Raw genomic sequence first — 24,356 nt, 5'->3', positions numbered from 1 at the left:
CCGGGCGCGCCCGGTGCGCCTGACTATGCACGTAATTCTGTAAAACAATAAACCCTTATGCAATCAACATCTCACTTTCTCAAGCGGCTGGCCTTTTACTTCGGACTGGTGTCCGGCATCCTTCCGGCCGCCGTTCACCAGGCCAGGGCAGACGCCCTCACCGGATTGTCCCGGCCTTCGGCCAACATCCCGGCGGCATGGCCGTCGCAAAGCACGGCGGCCGATTATGTGCTGATCACCGATTACGGTGCGATCGGCGACGGCAACATCGCCAATGCGGGCGTCAATACCACGGCCATGAACACGGCGCTGGCTACCGGCAAAACGGTGAAGATCCCCTACACCGCCGCGGGCTTCCACTTCGGTACGAACCAGATCACCGTGGGTTCCGGGCAGATCATCGAAGGCGAGAGCCAGGTGCTGCTGAAATCCACCGCCACCACGTCGCTCTTCCGCATGACCGGTTTCGAACTGACTTCAGGGATCAGCAACGTTTCTATCGACATGACCGGCTCGGGCGCGTCGTCCACCGCCATCCGGTTCGGCACTAATTCGGCGGTGCCGGTGTACCGGGTGCGCCTTTCGAAGATCAAGTTTTCGCATTGTGTGGAAGCCATCGGCGACGAAGCGCATGCCACCAATTATGTGGTCGACATCATCATCGACGATTGCATGGCCTGGCAAACCCGGGGCCGGCAGATCTACAACCGCCGCTCGCGAGGCTTCTTCCTCATCCGTTCCACAAACGTGGATTTTACGTCCGATCCCGCCACCGTAACCTGGGAAGGCATCCGGCTGGAGGACTACGCCGGCCTGGAACTGGAAAGGGTGGATGTTGTCGGCTGGGGCCTGGGGCCGCGCGTGTACAATCCCGCTATCCGGTCCATCGTCCTCAACAATGGTATCGCTTTGTGGCTGACGCGCGTTTTCGCCGACAGCGTGATCGGCGATGGTATTTTCATCAACAACACCCAGTTCGTTTTCTCGCTCACCACCGAATCCTCCCTTTCCCTGGGCATCGGCATCATCCTGTCGAATGTGGAGAAGGGTGTGTTCACCAATACCATGATCAATGGTTCCAATGGCATCCCTGGTGCTGCGGCCGGTGCGGGGGGATTGTATGTCGAAAACTGCCGCGACAACATCTTTACCAACACGTATGCCTTTAATTGCACCGGCGCGGGCATTTACGTAACTACTGGCTCGGTGCGCAATACTTTCATGAACAATTCCGTGAACGCAAACGGTTTTGGCCTCGCCTTGCAGGGCAACGCCGCCACCACGAAGTTCATCGGCGGCAGCATGAACGGCAATACCACGGCCGTGGCCAATGGCTCTTCCGGCGCGGGCAACATGATCCGCGACATGACGGGCTACAACCCGGTGGGCGCGGCGTCGGTTACTACCGGCGGTTCGCCCTGGACGTACACGGCCGGGATTTCCCCGGAAACGGTGTACTTCAGCGCCAGTACCGGCGTGTCAGCCGTTACGCGGGGTGGGGTGAGCATCCTGCCCGCCGCGCTCGGGGCAAACGTTCCTTTTACGGCGGTGCTTTCACCCGGGGAATCCATCGTAGTCACCTACACCGGTACCCTATCGGCTAAAAAACTGGTGCAATAATGCCGGCCGGAGAAATGGGCGAATGTACCTTAACCATCTGCATCAAACTTACTACCGGCCCGGAGCGCGTTCGTAGACGTGGAAGCGCCCGGGACCGGAGGCTGTTAAATAGTTAGGATTGTCGGAACATTTCGCATGTTCTGATGTAATGAAACCAACTATGCGTATTTTACGGGAACCGGCAAGCGGCATGGCGTCGCCGCTGCCGGGAGGAAAAGATCGGGGGGAAGAATACATCCGCTATGTTGCAGCATGTGAAAAGTTAAGAATAATATAATTCGAGTTAAGAACAGGACATCAACCATTTTTCTTAGTCGGTACCTTAGATACGTTAGACATTAGATAGACTTATCATTTCAATCAATCCCGTATGAATACAATTATATTCCGTTGCCCGGTCTGTTGGCGGCAATTGGTTTTACTGTTGCTGCTCGCCTTTTGCGGCACCGCGGCATTTTCACAATCCATCAATATTACCGGAACCGTCACGGATTCTCTTGATGAATCCACATTGCCTGCGGTGACCGTCAGGGTGGCGGGAACAACCAAAATCACACAAACCGACGAAAACGGTAAATACACCATAGCGGCTGCGCCCGGCGCGGAGCTGATTTTCACGTTCCAGGGTTACCTGGAGAAACGGGTGACCGTCCGCGCCGCCACCACCATCAACGTGGAAATGGTGTTTACCCGGAAAGAACTGCGGGAAGTAGCGGTAGTGGCGTTTGCGAAGCAAAAGAAGGCCACGGTGACCGGAGCCATCTCTTCCATCCAGACCAAAGAAATCAAACAAAGCCCTTCCGCGAACCTCGCCATTTCGCTGGCGGGCCGCCTGCCGGGGTTAACCACCCTCCAGACCAGCGGCGAGCCGGGGAGAGACATCACTTCCCTCTTCCTCCGAGGGCGGGCCACCATCAACCAAACGGCCCCCATCGTGCTGATCGACGGGATTGAGCGCGACCTGACCTATATCGATCCCAACGAAGTGGAGTCTGTTACCATCCTCAAAGACGCATCGTCTACCGCCCTGTTCGGCGTTAGGGGAGCGAACGGGGTTATCCTGGTGACCACCAAGCGCGGTACCGCGGAAGTGCCTGAAATCAATTTCAGCGCGGAAGTCGCCGCGCAGGATTTCCAGTATTTCGTTAATACCGTGAATTCATACGATTACGCGCGGCTCCGCAACCTGTCATTGCAAAACGATGGACTGGCCGCACAGTTTTCGCCCTATGCGCTGGAAATGTACAAGACCGGCGCCGACACGGCCAATTACCCCAATACCGATTGGCGGGATGTGATGCTGAAGGATTTCTCCCTGCAACATCGCTACAACCTCAATATTTCCGGCGTAACGGCCAACAAGGCGGTGAAGTATTTCGTCAACGCTACCTACCTGAACCAGGGCGGGCAATTCCGGACGGAGAAAGATCTTCCCTATGATCCTTCCTTCAAGCTGGACCGTTACTCTTTCCGTTCCAATATCGATTTGCGGCTGAACAGCAAACTGAATGCGTTCCTCAACGTAGCCGGTTACCTGGAGAAGCAGAATATGCCGATGGGGATTTTAAACCGGTTGGGAGATGTAAGCTCCGTGCTGACCGGGCAATCGCCGGCGGTGTACATCATGTCGTTTATGACGCGGGTACCTGCCAATGTTCCGAAGCTGACGCCCGACGGCGACGTAACCACCGGTCCGAATATCGACTGGCCGGCCTACGGCCTGCTGAACAGATCGGGCTATGTACGGCAAACGAGAAGTAACGTGTTGGCTACTTTCGGGATGAAGCAGGATTTGTCCGGACTTACGAAAGGTCTTTCCGCGCAGGTCAATTTGTCGTTCGATACGCGTTCCATCAACAACCTTTTCGGTGGGAAGGAATTCGTAAGATATATGCAGGTGATCACGCCCAATGCGCAGGACCCCAACGCGCCGGATGATATCCACTTCGCGCAGTATGGCGGCTGGCTGAACACGCCGCTGAGCCTGGGCGGCGCCACCAGCTTCGTTTCCCTGTCCAACGTGCAGGCATACCTCAATTACGACCGGAAGTTCAAAAAGCACCAGGTGAGCGCCATGGCGCTGTACCTCCAGCAGCAGAACATCCAGGGCATAGCGCTGCCGTTCAACTTAAGGGGCGTTTCCGGAAGGGCCACCTACGCATACGACGATAAGTATTTCGCTGAATTCAATGCGGGGTACAACGGATCGGAGCAGTTCGCCAAAGGCAAGCGGTTCGGCTTCTTCCCGGCGTTTTCGGCGGGGTGGCTCGTCTCCAATGAGCCCTTCATGCAGGCGGTGCCCGCTATTTCTCATTTGAAAGTACGCGCGTCGTACGGCCTCGTGGGTAACGACCAGCTGGGCGGCCGCCGCTTCCTGTACCTCGATGATATCACATTGAGCGGGGGGGATATTCCAGCAGTCTCGGCCTGGGACAGTACATCGGCATCAACATGCTCAAAAACAGCAACATCACCTGGGAGATCGCGAAGAAAACGAACATCGGTTTCGAACTGGGATTGTTCAATGACCTGAATCTCGTGATCGATGTGTACAAGGAAAGGAGGGAAGATATCCTGCGCAGCCGCGGCACCATCCCCGTGCTGAACGGCTTCCCGCTGGGCGTTTTGCCGCCGGCAAACGTAGGGGTGATCGAGAACAAGGGATATGAAATCGAATTGAACTACCGGAAAGCGGTGACGAAGAAGCTGTCCATCCTGGCGAAGCTGAACATGAACTACGCGAAGAACAAACAGCTCTTTGCCGACGAGCCCCTGCTCGGAGAAGATTTCGCGTACAGGTACCGTTCCACCGGTTACCCGCTCGGGCAGAGTTTCGGTTACCTGGTCGACGGATATTTTGCGGATGATGACGATATCGCCAGGTCGCCGGTGCAAACCGTGGGCGGCCATGCCTCCCGGCCGGGCGATTTCAAGTATAAAGACCTCAACAACGACGGATTGGTCAACGAAAAAGACATGGCGCCCATCGGCTACACCAATTTGCCGGAATACACGTACGGCGCGGCATTCAACATCACTTACCAGGGGCTTGACGTGAGCTTCCTCTTCCAGGGCGTTTCCAACGTGGGCCGTTACCTCAATGGCAGCGGCATCTGGTCGGGCGCGGGCTTCACCAACTATTCGGACTGGCACCTCGACAGCTGGACCCCGGAAAGGGCGGCCAGCGGTGAAAAGATCCGCTATCCCCGCCTCACCACGCAGGTGTCCCCCAACGAAGTCGTGAATGATTTCTTTTACGTGAATGCGAGCTACCTGCGGTTGCGCAATGTGGAAATCGGGTACACCTTCCCGGCGGGCTGGGCCAAATCGGTAGGGCTCAGCAGGGCGCGGGTTTATGCGAACGGGCAGAACCTCTATACCTGGGATCGCCTGCCCTTCAAGGGCGTGGACCCGGAACAGTTATCTGCGTACGCCTACCCGATCCAGCGCGTGTTCAACTTTGGATTGAATGTTACTTTCTAAATCATCAGACATGAAAAAGAGCTTTATATACTTCATCACCGGATGCTTCGCGTTGTTCTCGTGTAACAAGAATCCGTTGGATATCACACCGGACGGGCGTATCACGTTCGACGACGTTTTCAAGAACGAGATACAAACGGAATCGTTCGTCAATACGATCTATTCAAAAATACCCACGTACTTTTTCAATTACAACAACTACGGGTTTTTAGCCGGGATAACGGATGAAGCCCAGGAAGTACGCAACACTTATATCGGCGGCATGGCGCTGCAATGGCAGAATGGCGGCCTCACACCGTCCAGCAACCCGCTTAGCGGCATGTTGGACTATGCGGTATGGTGGCAGGGCATCGGGCATGCCAACCTGTTTTTGTCGTACATCGACAATGCCACGATTAAAGACGGCGCCAAGAAGAGCCGGCTGAAAGCGGAAGTACAATTGCTGCGGGCGTTTTTTTATTGGGAACTGGTGAAACAATACGGTCCGATGCCGGCCGTGGATAAACCTTTCGACGCCACCTTCTCATACGAAACGCTGAAACGGCCGGCATTTGCCGATGTAATCGCTTTTATCGTGCAGGACTGCGATGCCGTGATCGCCAACCAGGATGTGCCGCTTCGGATCACCAACGTGGCCGAGCGTGGGCGTTTCCCCAAATCGGTGGCTTATGCCATCAAAACGCAGGCTTTACTGTTCAATGCCAGTCCGCTTTGGAACCCCGGCAACGACGCCGCCAAATGGGCCGCGGCCGCGCAGGCGGGTAAGGAAGCCGTGCAGGCGCTCACTGTGCAGGGCGATTACAAATTGTTTGCGGATTATGGCCAGTATTTCCTGAAAACCCAGGACCTGGGCGCCAATATCCGCGACTTCGAAACCATCCACGAAATACCCGCGCCAGCAGGCGTATTCTCGGTGATCAATACCATTCCCACGAACGGACGGCTCATCGGAACCAGTGCGGGGGCTTGCCCTTCCCAGGAACTGATCGACAGTTACGAAATGCAAGTCACCGGAGAACCTGCGATATTGGGCTATTCGGATAACGATCACCTGCAACCGATTATCAATGCGGCTTCGGGATATGATGAAACCAAACCGTATGAAGGGCGCGACCCGCGGTTTTATGCAACTACCTGGTACAACGGGTCGCATTACGGCATGATCGCCGGCATAGATCATCATGTGGAAACTTTTATCGGCGGCCTCGACCAAATGATTCCCCAGGTGCAGTTCACCAACACGCGCACGGGTTATTACCTCCGGAAATTTTATGATCCGTTGATCCCGGCGAACCAGTTGGTGCAGGAGTGCCGCTGGAAGAAATTCCGCCTGGCGGAAATCTACCTCAACTATGCCGAAGCAGAAAATGAAGCGAACGGGCCCGCGCAGGCGTATGAGCCGGTGAATATCGTGCGCAGGCGCGCCGGGATGCCGGAATTGCCCACAGGGCTCGATAAAAACCAGATGCGGGAACGGATCCGCCGCGAGCGCAGGGTGGAGTTCGCTTACGAAGAGCACCGCTTCTGGGATGTGCGGAGATGGAAAATTTTGTCGCAGACAGATAAGCTGGTAACCGGCATGGAAATCAGGAAACAGCCGGACGGTTCTTTCACTTACAAACGGTTTGTGACGGAGCGACGCGCCTCGGGCTGGCAGGATAAATTCCTGTTGTTCCCCATCCCCATCGGCGAAACCAACCTGATCCCCGATTTCGCGGCCAATCAAAACCCCGGATGGTAAAAGGAAAGTATAAATGAAACAGGTAGCCGGTCCGGGCGGACCGGCTATTTTTTTACCCAAATTTAAAACTACGGATATATGCGATTTTGTTTATTGCTCATGCTGTCCGTCTTTACCCTCGCCTGCGGGAAGACGGCCAAGGTACCCGCGAATACAACGCCGGAAGAACCGGACACCAAAGCCCCGGTTGTGCGGCCGAAAACGGATTTCGAATATTTAGGCGTATACCTCTGGCCCTCCTGGAGCCGGGAAATTCAGCGCGACTATGATTACTGGAAAGCCTGCGGGTACAATACGGTTTCCATTCTCATCGCCGGCGAAATCGCCACGGAGGAACTGCTGACAGTTTACCACGCCCGGATGCGGGATGCGCAGCATGCCGGTTTTAAGGTGGAGATCGTCGTGTTTTCCAATATGGGGCCGAATGGACAGGGCTTCGATCCAAGAGATGCTGTTTTGATGGAGAAGCGGTTGAAAGATATTGAACTGATCGTTACGCGGATGGCGGCGGCGGATGTGATCACCCTGTTCGCCGGCGATCCCGGTGGTACGCCGGTGAAGCTGGGCGAGGCCGGCGTGGATCATTTTATGGATATGGTGATGACCGTGAAGGAGATCGTCCAAAGGAAAGCCCCGAAGGCATTGTACAACGTCAATACCTGGGCCATCGCGCATTGGGATGATGTACATATTTCTCCCTTCACCGTTGAATTCTGGGATAAGGAAACATCTTTCAGCCGCAAGTTGCTGGCGAATTCCAAATGGGCGGCCGACATCGGGATGATCTACCCCATGCATAATTATTACCGCTCCCTCGCATTGAACGAATACGTGAAGGCAGGCAAGACGCCGGACTTGTTCCCCGCGCAGGCAGATGTGGATGCGCTGGAGGGCAGGGGCGTGCAGCGGCAATGGGCCTGGCCATATTTCCTGATCGATGAAGTGGATGATGGCTATACCGGTTACCTGGTGGGCACACATTATACCCAGTCGGAAGCGCGGTATATCGGGGATGTCGCCCGCAAGGCGCGGGGATTGAAGCTGAACGGGATGATCGTGAATACGAGTATCGACAAAGACGGGATTCAGACGGAAGCGCTGAACGTGTACGCGATGGGGCGTTTCAGCCAGGATGCTTCGCTGACCGCGGAAAAGGTGATCGCGGAGTTCGCAGGATTTGTCGCCGACAGCAAAACGGCGCCCGTACTCGCGAAAGTGCTGCGGTTTGTGGAGAACCACAGTACCTGGGAGGCCAGCATGCCGCAAGCGCACCGGTTGGCGCCGTTCACGGACGTATACCCCAACCCCCAGGCGGCGCTGGAAGCATTGGCGACCGTTCAGGCGAATGTTAAGCCTGCATTCCCACTGCCGTTTGCCCCGAGAGGATTTCTGGAACGGGTGAAAGCGAGGCTGCTCGCCATAAAGTAAGGATTGTCGATAATTATTTGAAAAAAGTAAATGAACCGAAGTATGCTGACGCTGGACGAATTCACCATCCAGCAATTGAAAAGATTCCCGAACGCAACAGGAGAATTGAGCGGGCTGCTCAGGGATATCGGCCTCGCCGCAAAGCGCGTAAACGTGGAAGTGAACAAGGCGGGGCTGGCCGATATCCTGGGAGATACGGGCGGGATGAATGTGCAGGGTGAAGAAGTGAAAAAACTGGATGTGTATGCCAACACGCATTTTACGGAAGTATTGCAGCGCGGGATCAGTTGTGCGGGCGTGGGGAGTGAAGAGATGGATGATTATATCGCTTTTGAAGATGACGTCAGCCGGCAATCCAAGTACGTATGCCTCATTGATCCGCTGGACGGCAGCAGCAATATCGACGTGAACATTTCGATCGGTACGATTTTCGGCGTGTACCGCCGTGTGTCCGAAAGGGGCACGGCGGCAACGCAGGCGGATTTCCTCCAGAAAGGCAGGAGCCAGATCGCGGCGGGGTACATCATTTACGGTTCGTCCACCATGCTGGTGTACGCCACGCGCCGCGGCGTGAACGGCTTTACCCTGGACCCTTCCATCGGGGAGTTCTGCCTCAGCCACCCGGATATCCAATGCCCCGCGCAGGGAATGATCTATTCCGTTAACCACGGCAATTTTTTCAGCTACGGAGAAGGCGTGCGGCGATACATCGATCAATGCCAGCAAAAGGCGCCGCGGGATGGCGGCCCTTACACACAGCGCTACAGCGGGAGCATGGTGGCCGATATGCACCGCAATCTCCTCAAAGGCGGCATCTTCCTGTATCCAGGCACTACCGGCAAGCCCAATGGGAAATTGAGGCTCCTCTACGAATGCAACCCCTTCGCCTTTATCCTCGAAGTGGCGGGAGGAGTGGCTACAGACGGCCATCAACCTATCCTCGATATCCAACCTTCCACGCTGCACCAGCGAACGCCCTTCTTCGCGGGGAGCCGGGAGATGATGGCCGAGCTGCACGCCTGGATGCACAATTGAGGGCTAACGGTTTGGGCGGCTGTTTCGGGATAAATCAGGAATACATGACAAACCCGCCGTCGGGGCGGGTTTGTCATGTAAGTCAGCGGGATGAACCTGGCCGCAGGTTAATTTTAACCTGGTATTCGGGGATCACCGAGACTTTGGATATTTTAGGCGGTTTTTGATCGTATTCGCCTGTAATCGCAAGACTTAACCTGTTTTTCGTGCCGGCTTCAGCCGTACGGAAGCGTTTAAGTCCGAGATACCAGGGTTTGCCGTAATATAGCCTGTCCGCAACTACCACATCATTTTTTTGGCAGCAGCCATATTGCCCTGGAAGTGGGTTGCTATAAACACATCGCTGACAAAGGCGGGCCATTTGCCATGCAGCGCTATTTCAGCGGTACTGTCTGATGTGGCTTTCAGGATGTTATCAACATTAAAATTGCTGAGCCGGGCAGTATAGGTCTGGAATATTCCTGGTTTCCCTGCTGGCAGTCCGACTTTTACGCCCGGGAATTTTGGGAATGCCCGGATATTCAAACTGGGATCTTCCGGCTGGCGTGCAAGGATGTAGTCGGGATAGAAGAGTAAAGAAGCTTTCGTAATAAAAAGGTATTCCTGTCCTTTTATTTGCGTCTTCCACGCATTTTCAGCGTCTTCCCTCGGCAATACGACGATAACTGCACGCTGCCCGTCTTTTTCCTGATCGTAATCGTTGCCGGCAATGTTTCCGGGTTGAAATACGCTGCGGATTCCGAGTTGAAATACGCGCAACCGGTAGCGGACATCGAATCGATACCTTTACGATCGATGCAAATTTCAGGGTCTATTCCATCGGTGCCATACATGAAGAGCGTTTGTTCCTTCTCCTGGGAAATGTCGCAAAGCACCTGGGCCGTGGCATACCTGACATTAATTCCGCCGAATTGGAAGTTTACAGGCCATGTAGCAATCTTTCCGTCGGTAAAGGTTACAGGTTCTCTCGGGAATGTCAGCGGCCCGTCCGGGAGATGAACCTTCATCCGGAGTGTTTTGGGTGGCATTGCGAGGTAATTCTGCGTGTTGCAAAGGAAGATGAAACCCTGACCCTCCCCGTTGAAGCGCCCGGTATATCGCAGGTTTGCCGTGTCTTCGGGAACGGTGGGCAGCGTTGCCGGACGGATCGTCTGCATGGTAACCAGCCTGTTGCCGAAGTCGTTCAGAAACAGGTGTTGCAACTTCAGATATTTGTAGCTGTCATTCAGCCGGCCAAATTCGTCGATGGGAGCCTGGTAATCATACGAAACAAGGCCGGAGGGCATCATCGGTCCGTCAGACAGTTTCATTTCCGTTCCCGGGTACTGTGTGCCTCCCTGGAACATGAAGTACCCCATAAAGTTAACGCCGCGGCCTGTCTGGTTATGCGCGTGCGCTTCGATGACGTGTGGTGCTACGCTTATCCTGCTTCCGTGCGTCTCCTGCATCCCGGCGCCTTGTTCGCAGGTGGCCCTTGGATAGCGTTCCACGTCGTAATACACTTGCCCGAGATTTTTTTCCATGATCCATTGGTCACGGGAGAACAGGAAGTCGGTGGTCAGCTGCTGACCTGCTTCCCATCCGCGATAGCAATAGGCGCCCTGCATGGGCAGCACCTCGAACGTTTCATCCCTGAAAACCGTATTGGCGGTAACGGACCAATAAACGGGGGATATACCGTTTTTAATGGCCAATTGTTTCAGCTGCGAAATATGCGTGCTGTCTCCCGAGGCATACTCATTTTCCAGCTGTACGCCGATTACCGGGCCGCCCTCCTTCCAGTACATTCCCCGCGTTTGCCTGCCCACCTGTTCAAAATAGGCATCCGTTTCGCTGAGGTAGGCCGGGTGGTTGGATCGTTTCTGCCGCATTTCATAAATCCTGTCGGGGAATCCGCGGCCCCTCACATCGCCGTTGATGTAAGGGCCGGGGCGTAGCCAAACGTACATGCCATGCCGCGCACAAAGTTCGATGAATCGCCGCAGGTTCAGCCTGCCCGTCCAGTTCCAGTTGCCTTTCGTTTTCTCGTGCGCACCCCAATAAATGTAGGTAGCCACGATTTGCAAGCCACCGCTTTTCATTTTAACAATCTCTTCCTCCCAGTATTCGGCCGGGTATCGCCAATAATGGAATTCGCCCATTATGGGATACCATGGCTTACCATTCTTTTCGAAATACCGGTTGTTTACGCTTAGCCGGACACCTGCCGGATGGGTTCCGGAGAATTCCGGGATCGACTGTATGGCTACGCCGGGAAGCTTTGCGGCGTCCAGATCGTACGCAGGCACCTGTGCGCGCGAGGCCTCGCCACCGAACAGCATGAGCCCGGTCCATAATACCATTTTCTGCAATTTCGCCTGCATGATAGAACCAGTTTATTTGTTTTGTTTGGGAGATAATGTGGAATAGTTGATTTCGACCTGATCCGTAATCTGCCTGACTTCTTTTTTGCCGTTGGCAAGAATAACGGCGGTCGCCGGTTTCGGGCCTGATGGTGCAGCATTTCGGATCACCGCTTTTGCCAGCAGCCCGTCTTTCCAATCCATGTCTATCTCGAAACCGCCGCGGGCACGTATACCCCGAATGCTACCGTTGCGCCATTCTTTCGGCAGGGCAGGCAACAGTGCAATCACTGGCGCGCCGGAATCGTCGTTGGTGTGTGATTGAATCAACATTTCACATATGCCCGCTGTATATCCAAACAGCCAGTCCACCTGGTAACCGCCGTCGGGGTTCACGTCATTCGCGCCTACGCGGTCTGTCAGCGCCTTCACCAGTTCGTAGGCTTGCTCTGTCCGTTGCAGCCTTGCCCAAAGATTAATCTCCCAGGCATACATCCAGCCGGATTGCCCCGGGCCGAATATTTCAAGCGTCCGTTTTACTGCCCTCACCAGCCTGGCGTCTTGCTGGGAAATCAGATGCCTGCCCGGGAAAAAACCGATGAGCTGCGACAGGTGGTTCTTATTGCCACCGTAAGGACGGTCAACCCCCGGTTCCAGCCATTCTTTGATTTTCCCTTCCGGGTCTATCTGGTAAGGAGGCAGGCTGGCCAGTGCTTCTTTAGCGCGGGTGTATAATTCGTCTTTACGTTGCAGGATTTCACAGGTACGGGTAAAATTCATAAATAATTCTCCGTACAGCGCAATGTCCTGCCCGGTATTGGAAATGCAATACCCTTTATACCCGGAGGTATCCTGGTAAGTAGCTTCGCTGGATACCGTGAATGGCGGAACGAGTTTCCCGTCTTTATCACGCTTCAGCCAGTCGAGGCTGAATTCGACGGCGCCTTTCAGCAGCGGGTAGGCGCGCTGTTCCAGAAAACGGCGGTCCTGCGAGAACTGGTAGTGTTCCCAGAAGTCAAAAGTTTCCCAGATGCCTCCTCCCATGAAGTTCGCCCATGATGGTTCACCGCTCTTATTTCCGACGGTTCCGGAATACCGCCAGACGTCGGCGTTGTGATGCGCTACCCATCCCTTCTTGCCATAATTTACCTTTGCGGTTTTCCGGCCGTTGACGGCCAGTTCCTCGATAAAATTGAGCATGGGGCTATGGCATTCGGCCAGGTTGGTCACCATAACAGGCCAGTAGTTCATCTGGGAATTGATGTTCATGGTATAATTGCTGCTCCAGGGCGGCCGCACCCATTCGTTCCAGATGCCTTGCAGATTCAGGGGCTGCGATCCCGGTCGCGATCCGGAAATCATAAAATAGCGGCCCAGTTGGAAGAGCAATTCCGTTTTCCGTGCGACGTCGAGCCGCGAGAATTCCGTCGTGGTGTCTTGTGCAGGATCATTACCGTCGTTCAGGCGAAAAGATAAGCGGCCAGACAATGCCCCGAAGTCCGTGATGTGTTCCTGGTATATTTGACCGTATGTTTTACCGCGTAATTTTTGCAGGTCGGCCCGGGCGAGTTTTTCGCTGTCCGCACCTTCGGTGGACGGTGATTTGTCGAAGCCGTTGAAACTCGTGCGGGCAGTCAGGTAAATCGTTGCTTTGTCGGCATTTTTGACGAGGAGGGTTTGCCCTTTCCGGATCACGGTGCCGCCTGTATTTTCTACCTGCACCAGCGTTGTGTAGCGCATGCCTTTGCCTGCTGTTGCGCTGTCGTAAATAATGGGATGGGGTGTATCGAGATAGTTGGGGTCTACATGCGCGGGGGCCTTTCCGCCGGATTCCAGGGTATTGTTCCGGTGAACCCGTGCCGTCCGTTGATGCGGTCCGGACAGTTTTATCTCGAAATTCAGCTTGCCTGGCTGGTCTGCTTCCAGGCGAAGAACGAATGCCTGACCAGGGTAACTGGAAAAGGCCGTCCGTGTATAGGTGACACCGTCGGCCTCGTAGGAGATTTTAGCCAGGGCGTTTTGAAGGTCCAGGGAACGGGTGTATCGGGATGGTGTTCCTTTATGGTCGAAGGAAAGTTCCAGGGTTTCCAGTGGCTGGTACGACTGGTTGTAAGGGCCCTGTATCTGTTGGGCGAGCTGGTCGGCAAGCCGGTGGTCGCGTTTTGCGATGGCGGCTTCGATCCTAGATACAATCTCGGGGCCGCCGGGTATGGTCACGTCTATTGGTTCCCCGGACCAGAAACTATCATCGTTGAGGATGATTTTTTCCCGGGTAACGCCACCGAAAACAGTGGCGCCCAGGCGGCCGTTGCCCAATGGAAACGCTTGAGTAAACTGGCGTGCAGGCTGGTGGTAGATGAGCCGCAACGGTGGATCCTGGGCAAAAAGAGTGGTGCTTTCGGCAATGATTGCCAAAAGAATCAATCGTTTTTTCATGTTGGGTAATTTTGCTGTGCCGCTGTACTAGCGGATAATGGTTTTATATTGTGGAATCAGTGAAATGCCGTTGATACGCGGCCCTTCGGCTGCGATCTTTTGGGCCAGCTTTTCCGGTACGCCCGTGATATCTTTGTTCCAGGCGTGTACCGCCAGTTGCAGCGGAGCTTGTACATCCCGGAAGCGCCGTAATGTTATAAGCCAGGGACCGCTGCCGTTGTAGAGGTCGTCGGTCAGTAATTGCCCGTCGCGGAGCAATTCGCATTTACCGCCCTGGTAACTGACGGCCATGATCCAGTCCGCGATGGAAGCGGTTTGGCCGGATGGCAGCGGTACGGTCGCTTCGCGCGATCCTGACTGCAGCGGGACGGCAATCGTAGAAGCGGCTTTTACCTTCCTGCTGTGAAGGGTGAACAATTTACCCGGACCGGTTTTTTTGCCGGAAATAGCGTCAGACGGGAAAACCCGGAGCTGGAAATGATGATTTCCCGCCTGTCGGAGTTCCAGCCCCTGATCGTTCATGACTACATCGGCTTTCGTCAGGATCAGTACATCTTTGCCTTTAAGTGTCATACGCCAGGATTGCTCCGCCTCCTCACGGGAGAGAAAAACGAGCGTAACCCGCGCGCCATCCATTCCTTGTATTTCTACCGGGTTTTCGCCTCCGCTGTAACGTGAAATCGTTTGCGCGGAAATCTGCTTCCATCCTCCTGCATTCACCTTCGTCACACCTTTGGCATCGAGTCCGAATTCGGGCAAAACGCCAGGCAGTCGAAAAAAGAATAATGTAGTATGCCGGTCCCGCGTGATGCGGGCGAGTGGCTGGGCGGTTACGTACTTGATGGTAAGGCCTTGTTCCGTGAGATTGAAAGGGAGGATTGGAGCCGTTTCTTCCGCAATTTTCATTTCAGGGAACGTAATGGTTTCATGATCCAGCTTGACCTTGATAGAAACGTTTTTTGCAGGCATCGGTACCCTGACCTGTGTGTTGCAAAGGAAGAGGAAGCCGCTGTTGCCACGCGCCCTGGCCACGAACCGCAGTTCCGAGGTGTCTTTTTCGTTTGTAACGGGATGCGGTGCCGGAACTACCCGCATGGTGGCGAGGTCGGATCCGAAATCATTGATGAAATGATGGATAACTTTGAGGTGATGGTATGACGGCCTTAGCAGGCCAAATTCCGAAACCGGCGCCTGGAAATCGTAACTGGCAGGGTATCCCGGTTCGGCGAGGCCGGGTGTTTGCGTGCCGCCGTGGAACATGTAATACCCCACAAGATTCATGCCCCTGCCCACCTGGTTTTGAAGGTGGGCTTCCACTACATGGGGTTCCACGATGAACCGGTTCTGATAGGTTTGCTGGCTGCCACAACCCTGTTCGCACAGTCCTCTCGGGTATTTACTGATGTCGTAATACACTTTGCCGAATGCGCCCGTCATGATCCACTGGTCATTCCCGTATAGAAAATCTTTAGTGGGACCACCGCCGCCGGCTTCCCAGCCGCGGTAGGGGTAAGCACCCTGGAGAGGGATTACGTCGGTAATCGCATCGTCGAAGACCGTATTGGCGGTTACTGTCCAGTACACGGGCTTTATACCCGCCTGGACAGCCCGTTTTTTCAATTCGGCGATATGGGATTTTTCACCGGACGCATATTCATTTTCAAGCTGTACCCCGATCACGGGGCCGCCGGTCTCGAAATACAGGCCCTGTGTCTGGCGGCCGATCTGGCGGAACAATTCAGCACTGGCATCCAGGTAAGCGGGTGTATTCCGGCGGTGACCTTTCATATGTTCTATCCAATCGGGGAATCCGCCATGCAACTGTTCTCCATGGCACCAGGGGCCGATGCGCAGCCAAACGTACATGCCGTTTTGTTTACAGGTTTCCACAAACCGGCGAAGGTCCCGGTTATTGCTCCAGTCCCAGTGGTTTTGTTTGATTTCGTGCTCGTTCCAGAAGATGTAAGTGGCAATCACGGATATTCCTGCGCTTTTCATCTTCCGGATTTCTGTCGCCCATTCCCCGGCAGGTACACGGTTGTAATGCAGCTCGCCCATCACGGGAAACCAGGGCTGGCCGTTTTTAACGAAATATTTACTATTGACTTCCAGCCGCACACCTTCGGGGCTGGTCCCCTTCATCGACAATGGAAGCCCGGTGGCTTCGGCAGATGCACTTGCATCCACCGTATATTCCCTTGCCTGGGCGTTTGCGCCGCTGCAGTACAATAAGCCTGCCATCGACAATATTAAGAAAGCTGACTTCGATTCCATGTTGAATTTAGTTTAAAAAAGAAGCCGGCACAAGAATGCGACGGCCTTGTTTGATACAGTGAACGAGGGTTCAATCTTTAGTTGGTGAATGATGTGATATTAATTGTCCAGGTACGTTTTTCGCCATTGGCGGCCGTTACTTCGAACTGCAGCGGTTTGGTTGCGTTGGTTGGGTCGCCCAGCGACGGAGTACCGTTGATCGCCTTGATCGTTGCGGCAGTCGAGATGTTGCAATAGAACCAGAGATTGGATTGCGTCACCTTGGTTTTTTCAGCGGCGGTGAAATCGCCTGATGCGCCCGGAACGGTGATAGACACGTTGATCACACCGTTGGCTTTGTCGATCTGGCTTGCCGTTGTCAGTTTTTGATATCCCACAACCGGTTGGCCGTTCATCATACGGCCGGTGTTGAAACGGTGTTCGGCGCTCACAAGCGTGATTTCGTTGCCATCGAACAACGGGTATTCGGGCAAGTCCTTTTTCAGGCATGCGCTCAGGCATATCATAATGGCGGAAAGGAGACTGGCGGTGCGGAATAATATTTTAATGTTCATTGTTCAGGAGTTTAGTTTGGTTACCATCCGAAGTTTTGCGGTCCAAAGTTGGGATTGTTGTCGATGTAGTTTTGCGCGATAGGGAAGAGGTACCTGCGTCCTGGATCAAAACGGCGCTGGTTGTAAGCATTGGCAAAGGCGCCGGTTACGATCGCGAAACCTTTACGGTCCCTAGTGATATCCATCACACGGATAGTAGCGGTCAGATCGTTAATGGTACCCCCGGGAGCTATGCCATTGTTGGCTGCGCCTCCGTACCTGCCCCAGCGCAGCAGTGAAAAGTAATAATCGTTTTCCAGCACCAGGTCAACGCGACGTTCCCGCTTATAATCCTTCCAGGCGTCTGCCAGTGATCCGGCGGCGGCGGGAGGCAACTTGCCATGTGTTTCGCGGGTCTTGTTGAGACTCGCAACAGCGTTGGCAACATCCCCCTTCAGCAGGTATGCTTCCGCCAGGTTGAGGTATACCCGGCCGAGGCGCATGCACACATAGTGGTAAGCCGTTTTGGAAACATTCATGAGCGTAGGTGTAACGTTGGTGTACATTCCCTTTCTCCAGTACATATTGCTGATACTGGCGCCCCAGATGCCGCCGTTTACCGAAATCCAGCGGGTGGCATTGCCTTTAACCGCGGTAATCATCAGCTCGCCGTAAAAGCGGGTGGAATCGCTGACGATGGAAGATGCCCAGCGGGCATCCCTCCCGCGGTTGGTTAGCGTCCAGACGGTTTCATTGCTGCCGGCTTTGATCCGTCCCTGTTTTACCAGCGTTTCGTCGAGCAGCAAAGGAATGGAATCGTCTGGCAAGCCCCTGCGGCGGTAGGTCGTCCGCACATTTGCCATCTCATCCACCGCGGATTTATATTGCGAAGTTTCGTACCAGGGCAACGCCAGGGAAGGATTCTGATCGTCTTTCACTAGGTATTCATCGGTGAAATTTTCGCTGGGGAAGCTGCCGGGCCAGCAATTGAAAATATCGGGCACGTTCATGGCCGGGTATCCGCCGATCTGCTCCAGCTTGTCCGGCTTGATGTTGCCCGCCATGAATTGCATGGGGGTGTTTTCTACCGAAGTATTTATAGGTAGCAGATACTTGGCGTAAATGATTTCCGGCGATGTGTTTTTCGTTTCGTTAAACATTCCACCGTAGTCGGCCTCCAGTGAATAGCCGCCATTGTCGATCACAAACCGGGCATTTGCGATGGCTTTGTCGACCAGCGGGCTGGCTGGTGTAACATTCGCCGCATTCGGATAGTTTTGGTAAGCAGCCGCCTGCAGGCAAACTTCCGACAAAAACGCGGCTGCCACGTATTTGTTGGCCCTGCCGGATACTTTTTCGGCAGACATATCCTGCACCGCATCTTCCAGATCTTTGATAATATATTGATAGGAAGCGGCCGGATTAGCCGTGGTTGGTAGTTTTAGCTCGTCGTCTGGCGTTAGTACCTTGTCTATCCAAACAATGCGGCCGGTAGAACGCGCGATAGCATAGTACGACATGGCCCGGAGGAATTTGGCTTCCGCAATCAGCATCCGTTTATCAGCGTCTGAAATGCCAGGCGCCTCGCCTACTTTTTGAATGATGAGATTGCACCGGCGAATGCTGCCCCAGTTGTTGAATCCGTAATCGTCGTTCCGCGTAACCGCTTCCGTGTATACCGGGAAAGCGCCGCCGGCAGTTCCGTCCTGCCCCAGAATATTGGTGGTACGCGTATCGGTTCCCGGAACGGAGCCGAAGTTGTCCATGATATTGTAGGTGCCGAAAATAAAGGTTTCGGCATTGGCCTTGTTGCTCCAGACTACGTCTTCGCTGATCCTGTCGAATGGTTCCGTTTCAAGTACCTTGTTGCAGGCAGACGAAAGCGCAAAACATGCCGTTAAGCCGGATATGAGGATGTGTTTCTTTTTCATTGTAGTGGTTTTGACGTTGGCGGTTCTTTAAAAGCCGGCATTGATGCCGAATGAAATGGTGCGTTGTACCGGGTAACCGTAGTTGTTTGTGTCGGATTCGGGATCGATGAAGTACTTCATGCTTTTGGAAGTGGTGAGCAGGTTCATGCCCGATGCGAAAACACGGAGCGTCTGGAACCGGCTGTTCTTCAAAACACTGTACTTAAGATCATATCCCAGCTGCACGACCTTCAATCGCAGGAAGCCGGAAGACAACAGCCAGAAGTCGCTGGTCACGTAGTTATTGTTGCCATTGAAAGTCGGGGTGGACACGGCACGGGGGAACTTCGCTCCCGTATTGTCCGGCCGCCAGTAATCCTGTTGGAAGGCGTAAGTAAACAAGGAGCCTTCCGCGCCTCCCTGTACCACCTGTCCGATGTAACGGTCGCGCTTGCCGGATCCATGCAGTACCATGCTAAGGGAAAAACCCTTAAAGCCAAGATCTGCCGTAAACCCGAAGTTGGACCGGGGGAAGGTGTTGCTGCCGATCCGGCGGAAGTCGTCGCCCGTGATCTGTCCGTCGCCATTTGTGTCTTCGTACCGGATGTCGCCCGCGGTGATATTCGTGGAAGAAATGCGTCGCGCACCTGAGAACAGGTCGCTGTTGTTGTTGTAGTACCCGAGGCTCGTATAGCCGGTGCCATAAAAATTGCCTGCCGTTCCGGAGCTGCGGGTATAGGGGTTTTTCAAAGCCGCTTCGCTTTCGGTGTTCCTTTCCACCAGCGAATTGAAGTAAGTAAGAGTAGCACCTAATTTATAACTGAATTTTCCTTTGTTGCCGTTCCAGTTCGCCATGAATTCGTAACCCTCTTTCCGGGTTGCCCCTTCCGCGAAGTTGATGGGGGGCAGGCCGATGCCCAGCGTCTGCGCGTAACGGGGATCGGAGTTCACGAAGCCCGTCGTCCGGGAATAGTGATAGTCGGCCGAGCCGTTCAACCGGTTGTTGAATGCAGCGAAATCGATACCAATGTTGCGGCTTTTAACGTTTTGCCACGAAAAATTGGTACTGGGAAGCGAGCCTGGCTCAGATGTGCTTTGCACGGCATTGCCGTTGATAACCCATCCAATGGCGTTAATACTATATCCCGGTACATACTGGTACCGCGCAATCCCATCCAGGTTGCCGGTTTTGCCGTAAGAACCGCGTACTTTGAGGAAATCGATCCCTGCACGTTCCGCGAAATCTGCGATGAATGGCTCTTCTGTGATCACATATCCGCCGGAAACGGCGTAAAACGTTCCCCATTGCTTGCCGGGCACGAACAGGTCGTCGCCGTCACGGCGGGCCGATACCCCAAGGATATATTTCGTTTTGTAATTATAGCTCACGTTGCCGATGAAGGCCGCCCGTCCGCTTTCGTTCTGGCCGCCGCCTAACGTCTGGTCCTGGGTAGGCCCTGCCACGAGCTGGTCGTAAACTATCTGATATTTTACCCTGCTTCCTTCCAGGTTGTTGGATTTGAATTGCTGCTGTTCATATATACCCGTAAACTCTACGTTGTGGTCGCCGAATTGCCGGTTATACAGTACATAGCCCTGGAGGTTCATATTGTTGCCTGAGCCGCTGCGCAATGATAGGCTGGGCGCGGGGCCAGGGATCGGGGTAGTGCTGCCGTTGGCATATGTGGGCACCAGGTAATCCCATGTTTTACCGTCGCTGCTATAGGAATTGTAGTTCCCGTTAAACCGGAATCGCAGCCCCTCCAGGAAATGGGCCGAATACTCAAGCGCCAGGTTTCCATTGAAAACACGGGAGGTGTTCTTGTTGTATCCCGAACCGGCCGCCAGTTCTACGGCAGGGTTGTCGGGGGTGTTGACCGACGGCAAACCGTATTCGTTATAGGCAAGGAATTGCGGGCGCTTATCCTGGATGTGGCTGTAGATCGTGCCGTAACTGTGGTTGGGTTGGGAATTGGTTTCTACAAAGCCGTCGAGGCCGGTCGTAACTTTCAGATTGATTTCGTCGAAATGGCTCACGGTGTTCAACCGGTAGGTGGTGCGGCGGTTATAGTTTTTATCCGTTTTCAGAATGGATGCCTGATCGTAATAGGATAAAGAGGCAAAATAGGTCAAAAGCTTCGTGCCGGCGGAAACGGACAGGTCGTGCCGCATTTCAGGCGCCGCGTTTTTCATGGCCACCTTTTGCCAGTTGGTGTTGGGGAACCGGATCGGGTCGGATCCCGTGCGGTATTTCTCGAGGTCATCCGGCTGTGTGTAAGGGCTGCGACCTTCCGCTTCATACAACTTGTTGTACCACGAAAGTTGTTCGTATGAGCTTACTTTCGTGGGGAAAACAGTAGGTTGGGAGAATATCTGGTTATAGGAATAGTTTACGTTCATTTTTCCGCTTTTCCCTTTTTTAGTCGTTACGACGATAACGCCGTTCGCTGCGGCAACTCCATACAATGCAGTGGCTGCGGCGTCTTTCAGAATCGAGTAGTCTTCGATGTCGTTGGGATTGAGATTGGCGAAGTCGTTGGAAGAGCGGATGACATTGTCGATAACAAACAACGGAGTGCCGCCACCCCTGATGGAGATGTTGCTTTTAGTGCCCGGGGCGCCGTTTGTTGTGGTGACGATTATCCCGGCAAGACGGCCGGCGATGGCATCGTTGATGGATGGCACGGGAATCGGAGCAACATTTTCCATGGACAAGGTGCTGATGGCGCTGGTGGTCTTGCGCTTGCTGGAAGTACCGTAAGCTACCACGATCGCTTCATCGAGTTTGTTAGGCGATTTCTCCAGGGCAATGTCCAGTTGGGTTTTATTGGAAACGGCAACGGTTTGTGTTACATACCCGATAAAAGAGATGATCAGCGTTGCGCCAGGATCGGCATCGATGGTAAAAGCGCCGTTTTCATCCGTAACTACACCTCTTTTTGTGTCTTTCACGACCACCGAAGCCCCGATTAACACGTTTCCCTCGGTGTCGCGGATGACTCCCGAGATCTTAATGTAAGCCGGGGCGGCCGTTGATATTTCCGGTTGCCGCGGCTTGACCACAATGCGGCCATTCGAAATCGAGTAAGACAGCGGTTTGTCTTCCAGGCATAATTTCAATACCGACGAAACGGGCATGCCCTTCACATCCAGTGAAACACGGCCGGCGCTTTCGAGTATCGACTCATCGATCAGGAAATCCAGCCCCGTCTGTTTCTGGATTTTAAGAAGTACGGTTTTAATAGGCACGTCCTTAAGCCTCATGGTTACATTTTGACCGGCAACTTTGGATGCAGCCACGTGGAGGCTGGCGGTCAGGATGAGAATCGTAGTCAGCTTCATGACCCTCGTAATTTTGGAAAAGGAATACCGTCCGGCCGGTAGGCCGATAGGGACAGTTAAAGTTAATTTCATAACTTTGGTTGTTTGGCAGTTAAAAAATGATGCTCTTAGGCGTTACATATAATTGCTAGACTTCGCCGCTCCGTCTAGACCACGGAGCGGTTTTCTTTATTTGGTTGATACAATTAATTGTTTTCCATTCACTGTGAATTTTATCTCATTGTCTTTCAGTATTTCGAGCACTTGCACTAACGTATTACTTCTACGGACGATGCCGAAAAATTTGCGGTTTGTGGAGGGTTTATCTTGGTATACGATCTGGATATCGTACCAACGTGCGAATTCACGGAGTACCGTTTCAAGGTCGGCATTCTCGAAGTGGAATAGCCCTTCTTTCCAGGCGATGATCCGTTCCAGGTCTGTGGCTTTACGCTGAATCAGTTGGCCGCTTTCCAGCAACTGCGCCTGTTGGCCGGGTACCAGTACCATTGATGACTGTCCCGCGTTGCGGCTGCTTACCCTGACACGTCCGCTTACCAGCGTAGCCGTGGGGCGGGGCTCATTTTCATAGGCGTTTAAATTGAACTCAGTGCCGAGGGCGGTCACTTCTACGCCGTTCATATCTGAAATAAAAGGCTTGGAGGGGTTGGCCGCCACTTTTACATACACTTCACCGGAAACAATTATTCTACGTTCTTTTTCCAGGTAAGCGGCAGGTATCTCGACACGGGAAGCGGAGTTCAACCAAACCTGGGAACCGTCCGGCAGCTTAAAGGAAAACGTCTCGCCCTTGTTCGTAACAACAGCGCTGCTGCCGCTGCCCCCGGGATTGAACAATAAAACGCTGTCGGCCGACATGCTCACCAGTCCGGCGGCTGCATTTTGTAGATGGGCCAGGCTATCGAGCACGATGGTTTTTCCATTGGCAAGCGTCAATTTCGCTTTGTAGGTGGCGGGCTGTGCATCATGAACTGTGTCGGCGACAATGGCTATTACCGGCCGGGTGTCTTTTTCTCCGGACAGGAAATACGCGGCTGCGCTTATGGTGAGGGCTACAGACGCGGCGATGGAAATCCGCGTCATCAAACGCCTGGCCTGATTTCGGGCGGGCCTGATGGCCGGTGCTTCAGCGATCTTCTCCTTCAACCACGCATGGAGCCCTTCTTTAACGTTCAGATTTTCCGATTCAACATACCGTTCGCCAATGAAATCACTTTCCATAAGGGATTCCAGCATTGGGAGGCTCTCCGGCGCGTCCATCGCACGGATGAGCGCCGCCTTTCCTTCCGGTGTAAGGCTGTCGGTCAGATATTGATCAAGTAATTCTCTGAGTTCGTTTGCGTCCATTGTCGTTCAATTACACATAAAGACGCTTTTAAAATGGCAGGTGGGTGGTTCCGGGTTAAAAAAACAAAAAAATAATAGCAGCAGCGATAGCCAGCGGCCTTCGTTTTTCAGCGATTGCCTTAGGAAATTAAGCGATTTTACAATATGTTCTTTAATGGTATTCCGGGATATGTTCAATTTTTGCGAGATTTCCTCATAGCTTAAACCTTCGAGGCGGCTCATTTTAAAAACCTGCCTGCGCGCCGGCGGAAGTTTTTCGATCGCGGTAAGCAAGGACTCGTATGCTTCCTTGTAATTTAACTGGAGGTCGGGTTGCAGGGTGGTTTCCTGGAAAAATGCGTCTTCCAGGCATTGCGTCTCTTCCAGGTTCTGGCGCATGAAAGATATAATCTGGTGTTTGCCCGCAATGAAAAGATAATTGCTAAAATTGGTGACCTCCGGAAGCCGCAACCTTTTGTGCCAGATATTGAGGAAAATGTCCTGGGTGATTTCCTGCGCTGCAACCTGTTTTTTTGTATAAGCCAGTGCATGGCTATAAACTTTGTTCCAATACAGGTCTACGAGCAGGGTAAATGCCTGTTCGTCGCCCCCCGCCGTTCTTAACAGCAATTCTTTTTCAGATTGAATGGTGTGAGTAGCCAAGTCCTGATTGGATGTCGAACTAAAGTAATGAATAATTACATTCTTCCGGGCACTGATGCTAAAATAATATCAGCAAATGGAAGCAAAATGCCATGCGCCCTAGCCGGTAAAGCTGGATTGTCTGGTATTACTACCGTTTTGTACCCGTGATGGCGGCCTCACCTGGACGCACGTTTCCAACCATGGATACCGTAATGAAACCGAAGTAAATGGGGGAGAAATG

General features: G+C 53.6%; 15 protein-coding genes. 6 read left to right on the top strand and 9 right to left on the bottom strand.

What is annotated here, in order from left to right; translation table 11 throughout:
- Positions 1-57 precede the first annotated feature (57 nt).
- From WJU16_RS05505 to fbp, 6 genes are all read left to right on the top strand, one after another.
- Positions 58-1,620, top strand: coding sequence for a right-handed parallel beta-helix repeat-containing protein (locus WJU16_RS05505; RefSeq protein ID WP_341837321.1), 1,563 nt, complete (start codon positions 58-60; stop codon positions 1,618-1,620).
- 370 nt (positions 1,621-1,990) lie between these two features.
- The gene (locus tag WJU16_RS05500) at positions 1,991-4,153 is read left to right on the top strand and encodes a SusC/RagA family TonB-linked outer membrane protein (protein WP_341837320.1); all 2,163 of its coding nucleotides are present in this window, start codon (positions 1,991-1,993) and stop codon (positions 4,151-4,153) included.
- Positions 4,072-5,103 carry a hypothetical protein gene (locus WJU16_RS05495; protein ID WP_341837319.1) on the top strand — a complete coding sequence of 344 codons (1,032 nt, stop codon included), beginning with the start codon at positions 4,072-4,074 and terminating at the stop codon, positions 5,101-5,103. Before WJU16_RS05500 ends, WJU16_RS05495 begins: the two co-directional genes overlap by 82 nt.
- 10 nt (positions 5,104-5,113) lie before the next feature.
- On the top strand, positions 5,114-6,844 hold the full coding sequence (locus tag WJU16_RS05490) for a RagB/SusD family nutrient uptake outer membrane protein (protein ID WP_341837318.1): 1,731 nt from the start codon (positions 5,114-5,116) through the stop codon (positions 6,842-6,844).
- 78 nt (positions 6,845-6,922) lie between these two features.
- Entirely contained in the window at positions 6,923-8,272 is a 1,350-nt protein-coding gene (locus WJU16_RS05485) for a hypothetical protein (protein ID WP_341837317.1), read from the top strand.
- Positions 8,273-8,314: 42 nt separating this feature from the next.
- Positions 8,315-9,307: a class 1 fructose-bisphosphatase gene (gene fbp, locus WJU16_RS05480; RefSeq protein ID WP_341837316.1), complete on the top strand. Its 993-nt coding sequence runs from the start codon at positions 8,315-8,317 to the stop codon at positions 9,305-9,307.
- 279 nt (positions 9,308-9,586) lie between these two features.
- On the opposite strand, the gene WJU16_RS05475 is transcribed toward fbp, so the two are convergent.
- The 9 genes from WJU16_RS05475 to WJU16_RS05435 all read right to left on the bottom strand — a co-directional run bounded on the left by WJU16_RS05475 (position 9,587) and on the right by WJU16_RS05435 (position 24,133).
- A complete protein-coding gene (locus tag WJU16_RS05475; protein ID WP_341837315.1) occupies positions 9,587-9,961 on the bottom strand; it encodes a hypothetical protein in 375 nt (124 codons plus the stop codon).
- Positions 9,919-11,670, bottom strand: a complete 1,752-nt coding sequence (locus tag WJU16_RS05470; protein ID WP_341837314.1) for a beta-galactosidase — start codon at positions 11,668-11,670, stop codon at positions 9,919-9,921. The genes WJU16_RS05475 and WJU16_RS05470 overlap by 43 nt, the downstream gene beginning before the upstream one ends.
- Positions 11,671-11,682: 12 nt before the next feature.
- Positions 11,683-14,085, bottom strand: a complete 2,403-nt coding sequence (locus tag WJU16_RS05465) for a glycoside hydrolase family 95 protein (RefSeq protein ID WP_341837313.1) — start codon at positions 14,083-14,085, stop codon at positions 11,683-11,685.
- Positions 14,086-14,112: 27 nt separating this feature from the next.
- The gene (locus WJU16_RS05460; protein ID WP_341837312.1) at positions 14,113-16,359 is read right to left on the bottom strand and encodes a beta-galactosidase; all 2,247 of its coding nucleotides are present in this window, start codon (positions 16,357-16,359) and stop codon (positions 14,113-14,115) included.
- A gap of 77 nt (positions 16,360-16,436) precedes the next feature.
- Positions 16,437-16,913: a DUF5018-related domain-containing protein gene (locus WJU16_RS05455; RefSeq protein WP_341837311.1), complete on the bottom strand. Its 477-nt coding sequence runs from the start codon at positions 16,911-16,913 to the stop codon at positions 16,437-16,439.
- 20 nt (positions 16,914-16,933) lie between these two features.
- A complete protein-coding gene (locus WJU16_RS05450; protein ID WP_341837310.1) occupies positions 16,934-18,823 on the bottom strand; it encodes a RagB/SusD family nutrient uptake outer membrane protein in 1,890 nt (629 codons plus the stop codon).
- Positions 18,824-18,850: 27 nt separating this feature from the next.
- Positions 18,851-22,144, bottom strand: a complete 3,294-nt coding sequence (locus WJU16_RS05445) for a TonB-dependent receptor (protein WP_341837309.1) — start codon at positions 22,142-22,144, stop codon at positions 18,851-18,853.
- Positions 22,145-22,312: 168 nt separating this feature from the next.
- A complete protein-coding gene (locus WJU16_RS05440; protein ID WP_341837308.1) occupies positions 22,313-23,491 on the bottom strand; it encodes a FecR domain-containing protein in 1,179 nt (392 codons plus the stop codon).
- 6 nt (positions 23,492-23,497) lie between these two features.
- On the bottom strand, positions 23,498-24,133 hold the full coding sequence (locus tag WJU16_RS05435) for an RNA polymerase sigma-70 factor (RefSeq protein WP_341837307.1): 636 nt from the start codon (positions 24,131-24,133) through the stop codon (positions 23,498-23,500).
- Positions 24,134-24,356: the final 223 nt, after the last annotated feature.

Origin of the sequence: Chitinophaga pollutisoli, from assembly GCF_038396755.1 — a bacterium.
GTDB classification, from domain to species: Bacteria; Bacteroidota; Bacteroidia; order Chitinophagales; family Chitinophagaceae; genus Chitinophaga; species Chitinophaga pollutisoli.
The sequence above is the reverse complement of the archived record's forward strand: the minus strand, read 5'-3'. Positions and strand labels throughout refer to the sequence as shown.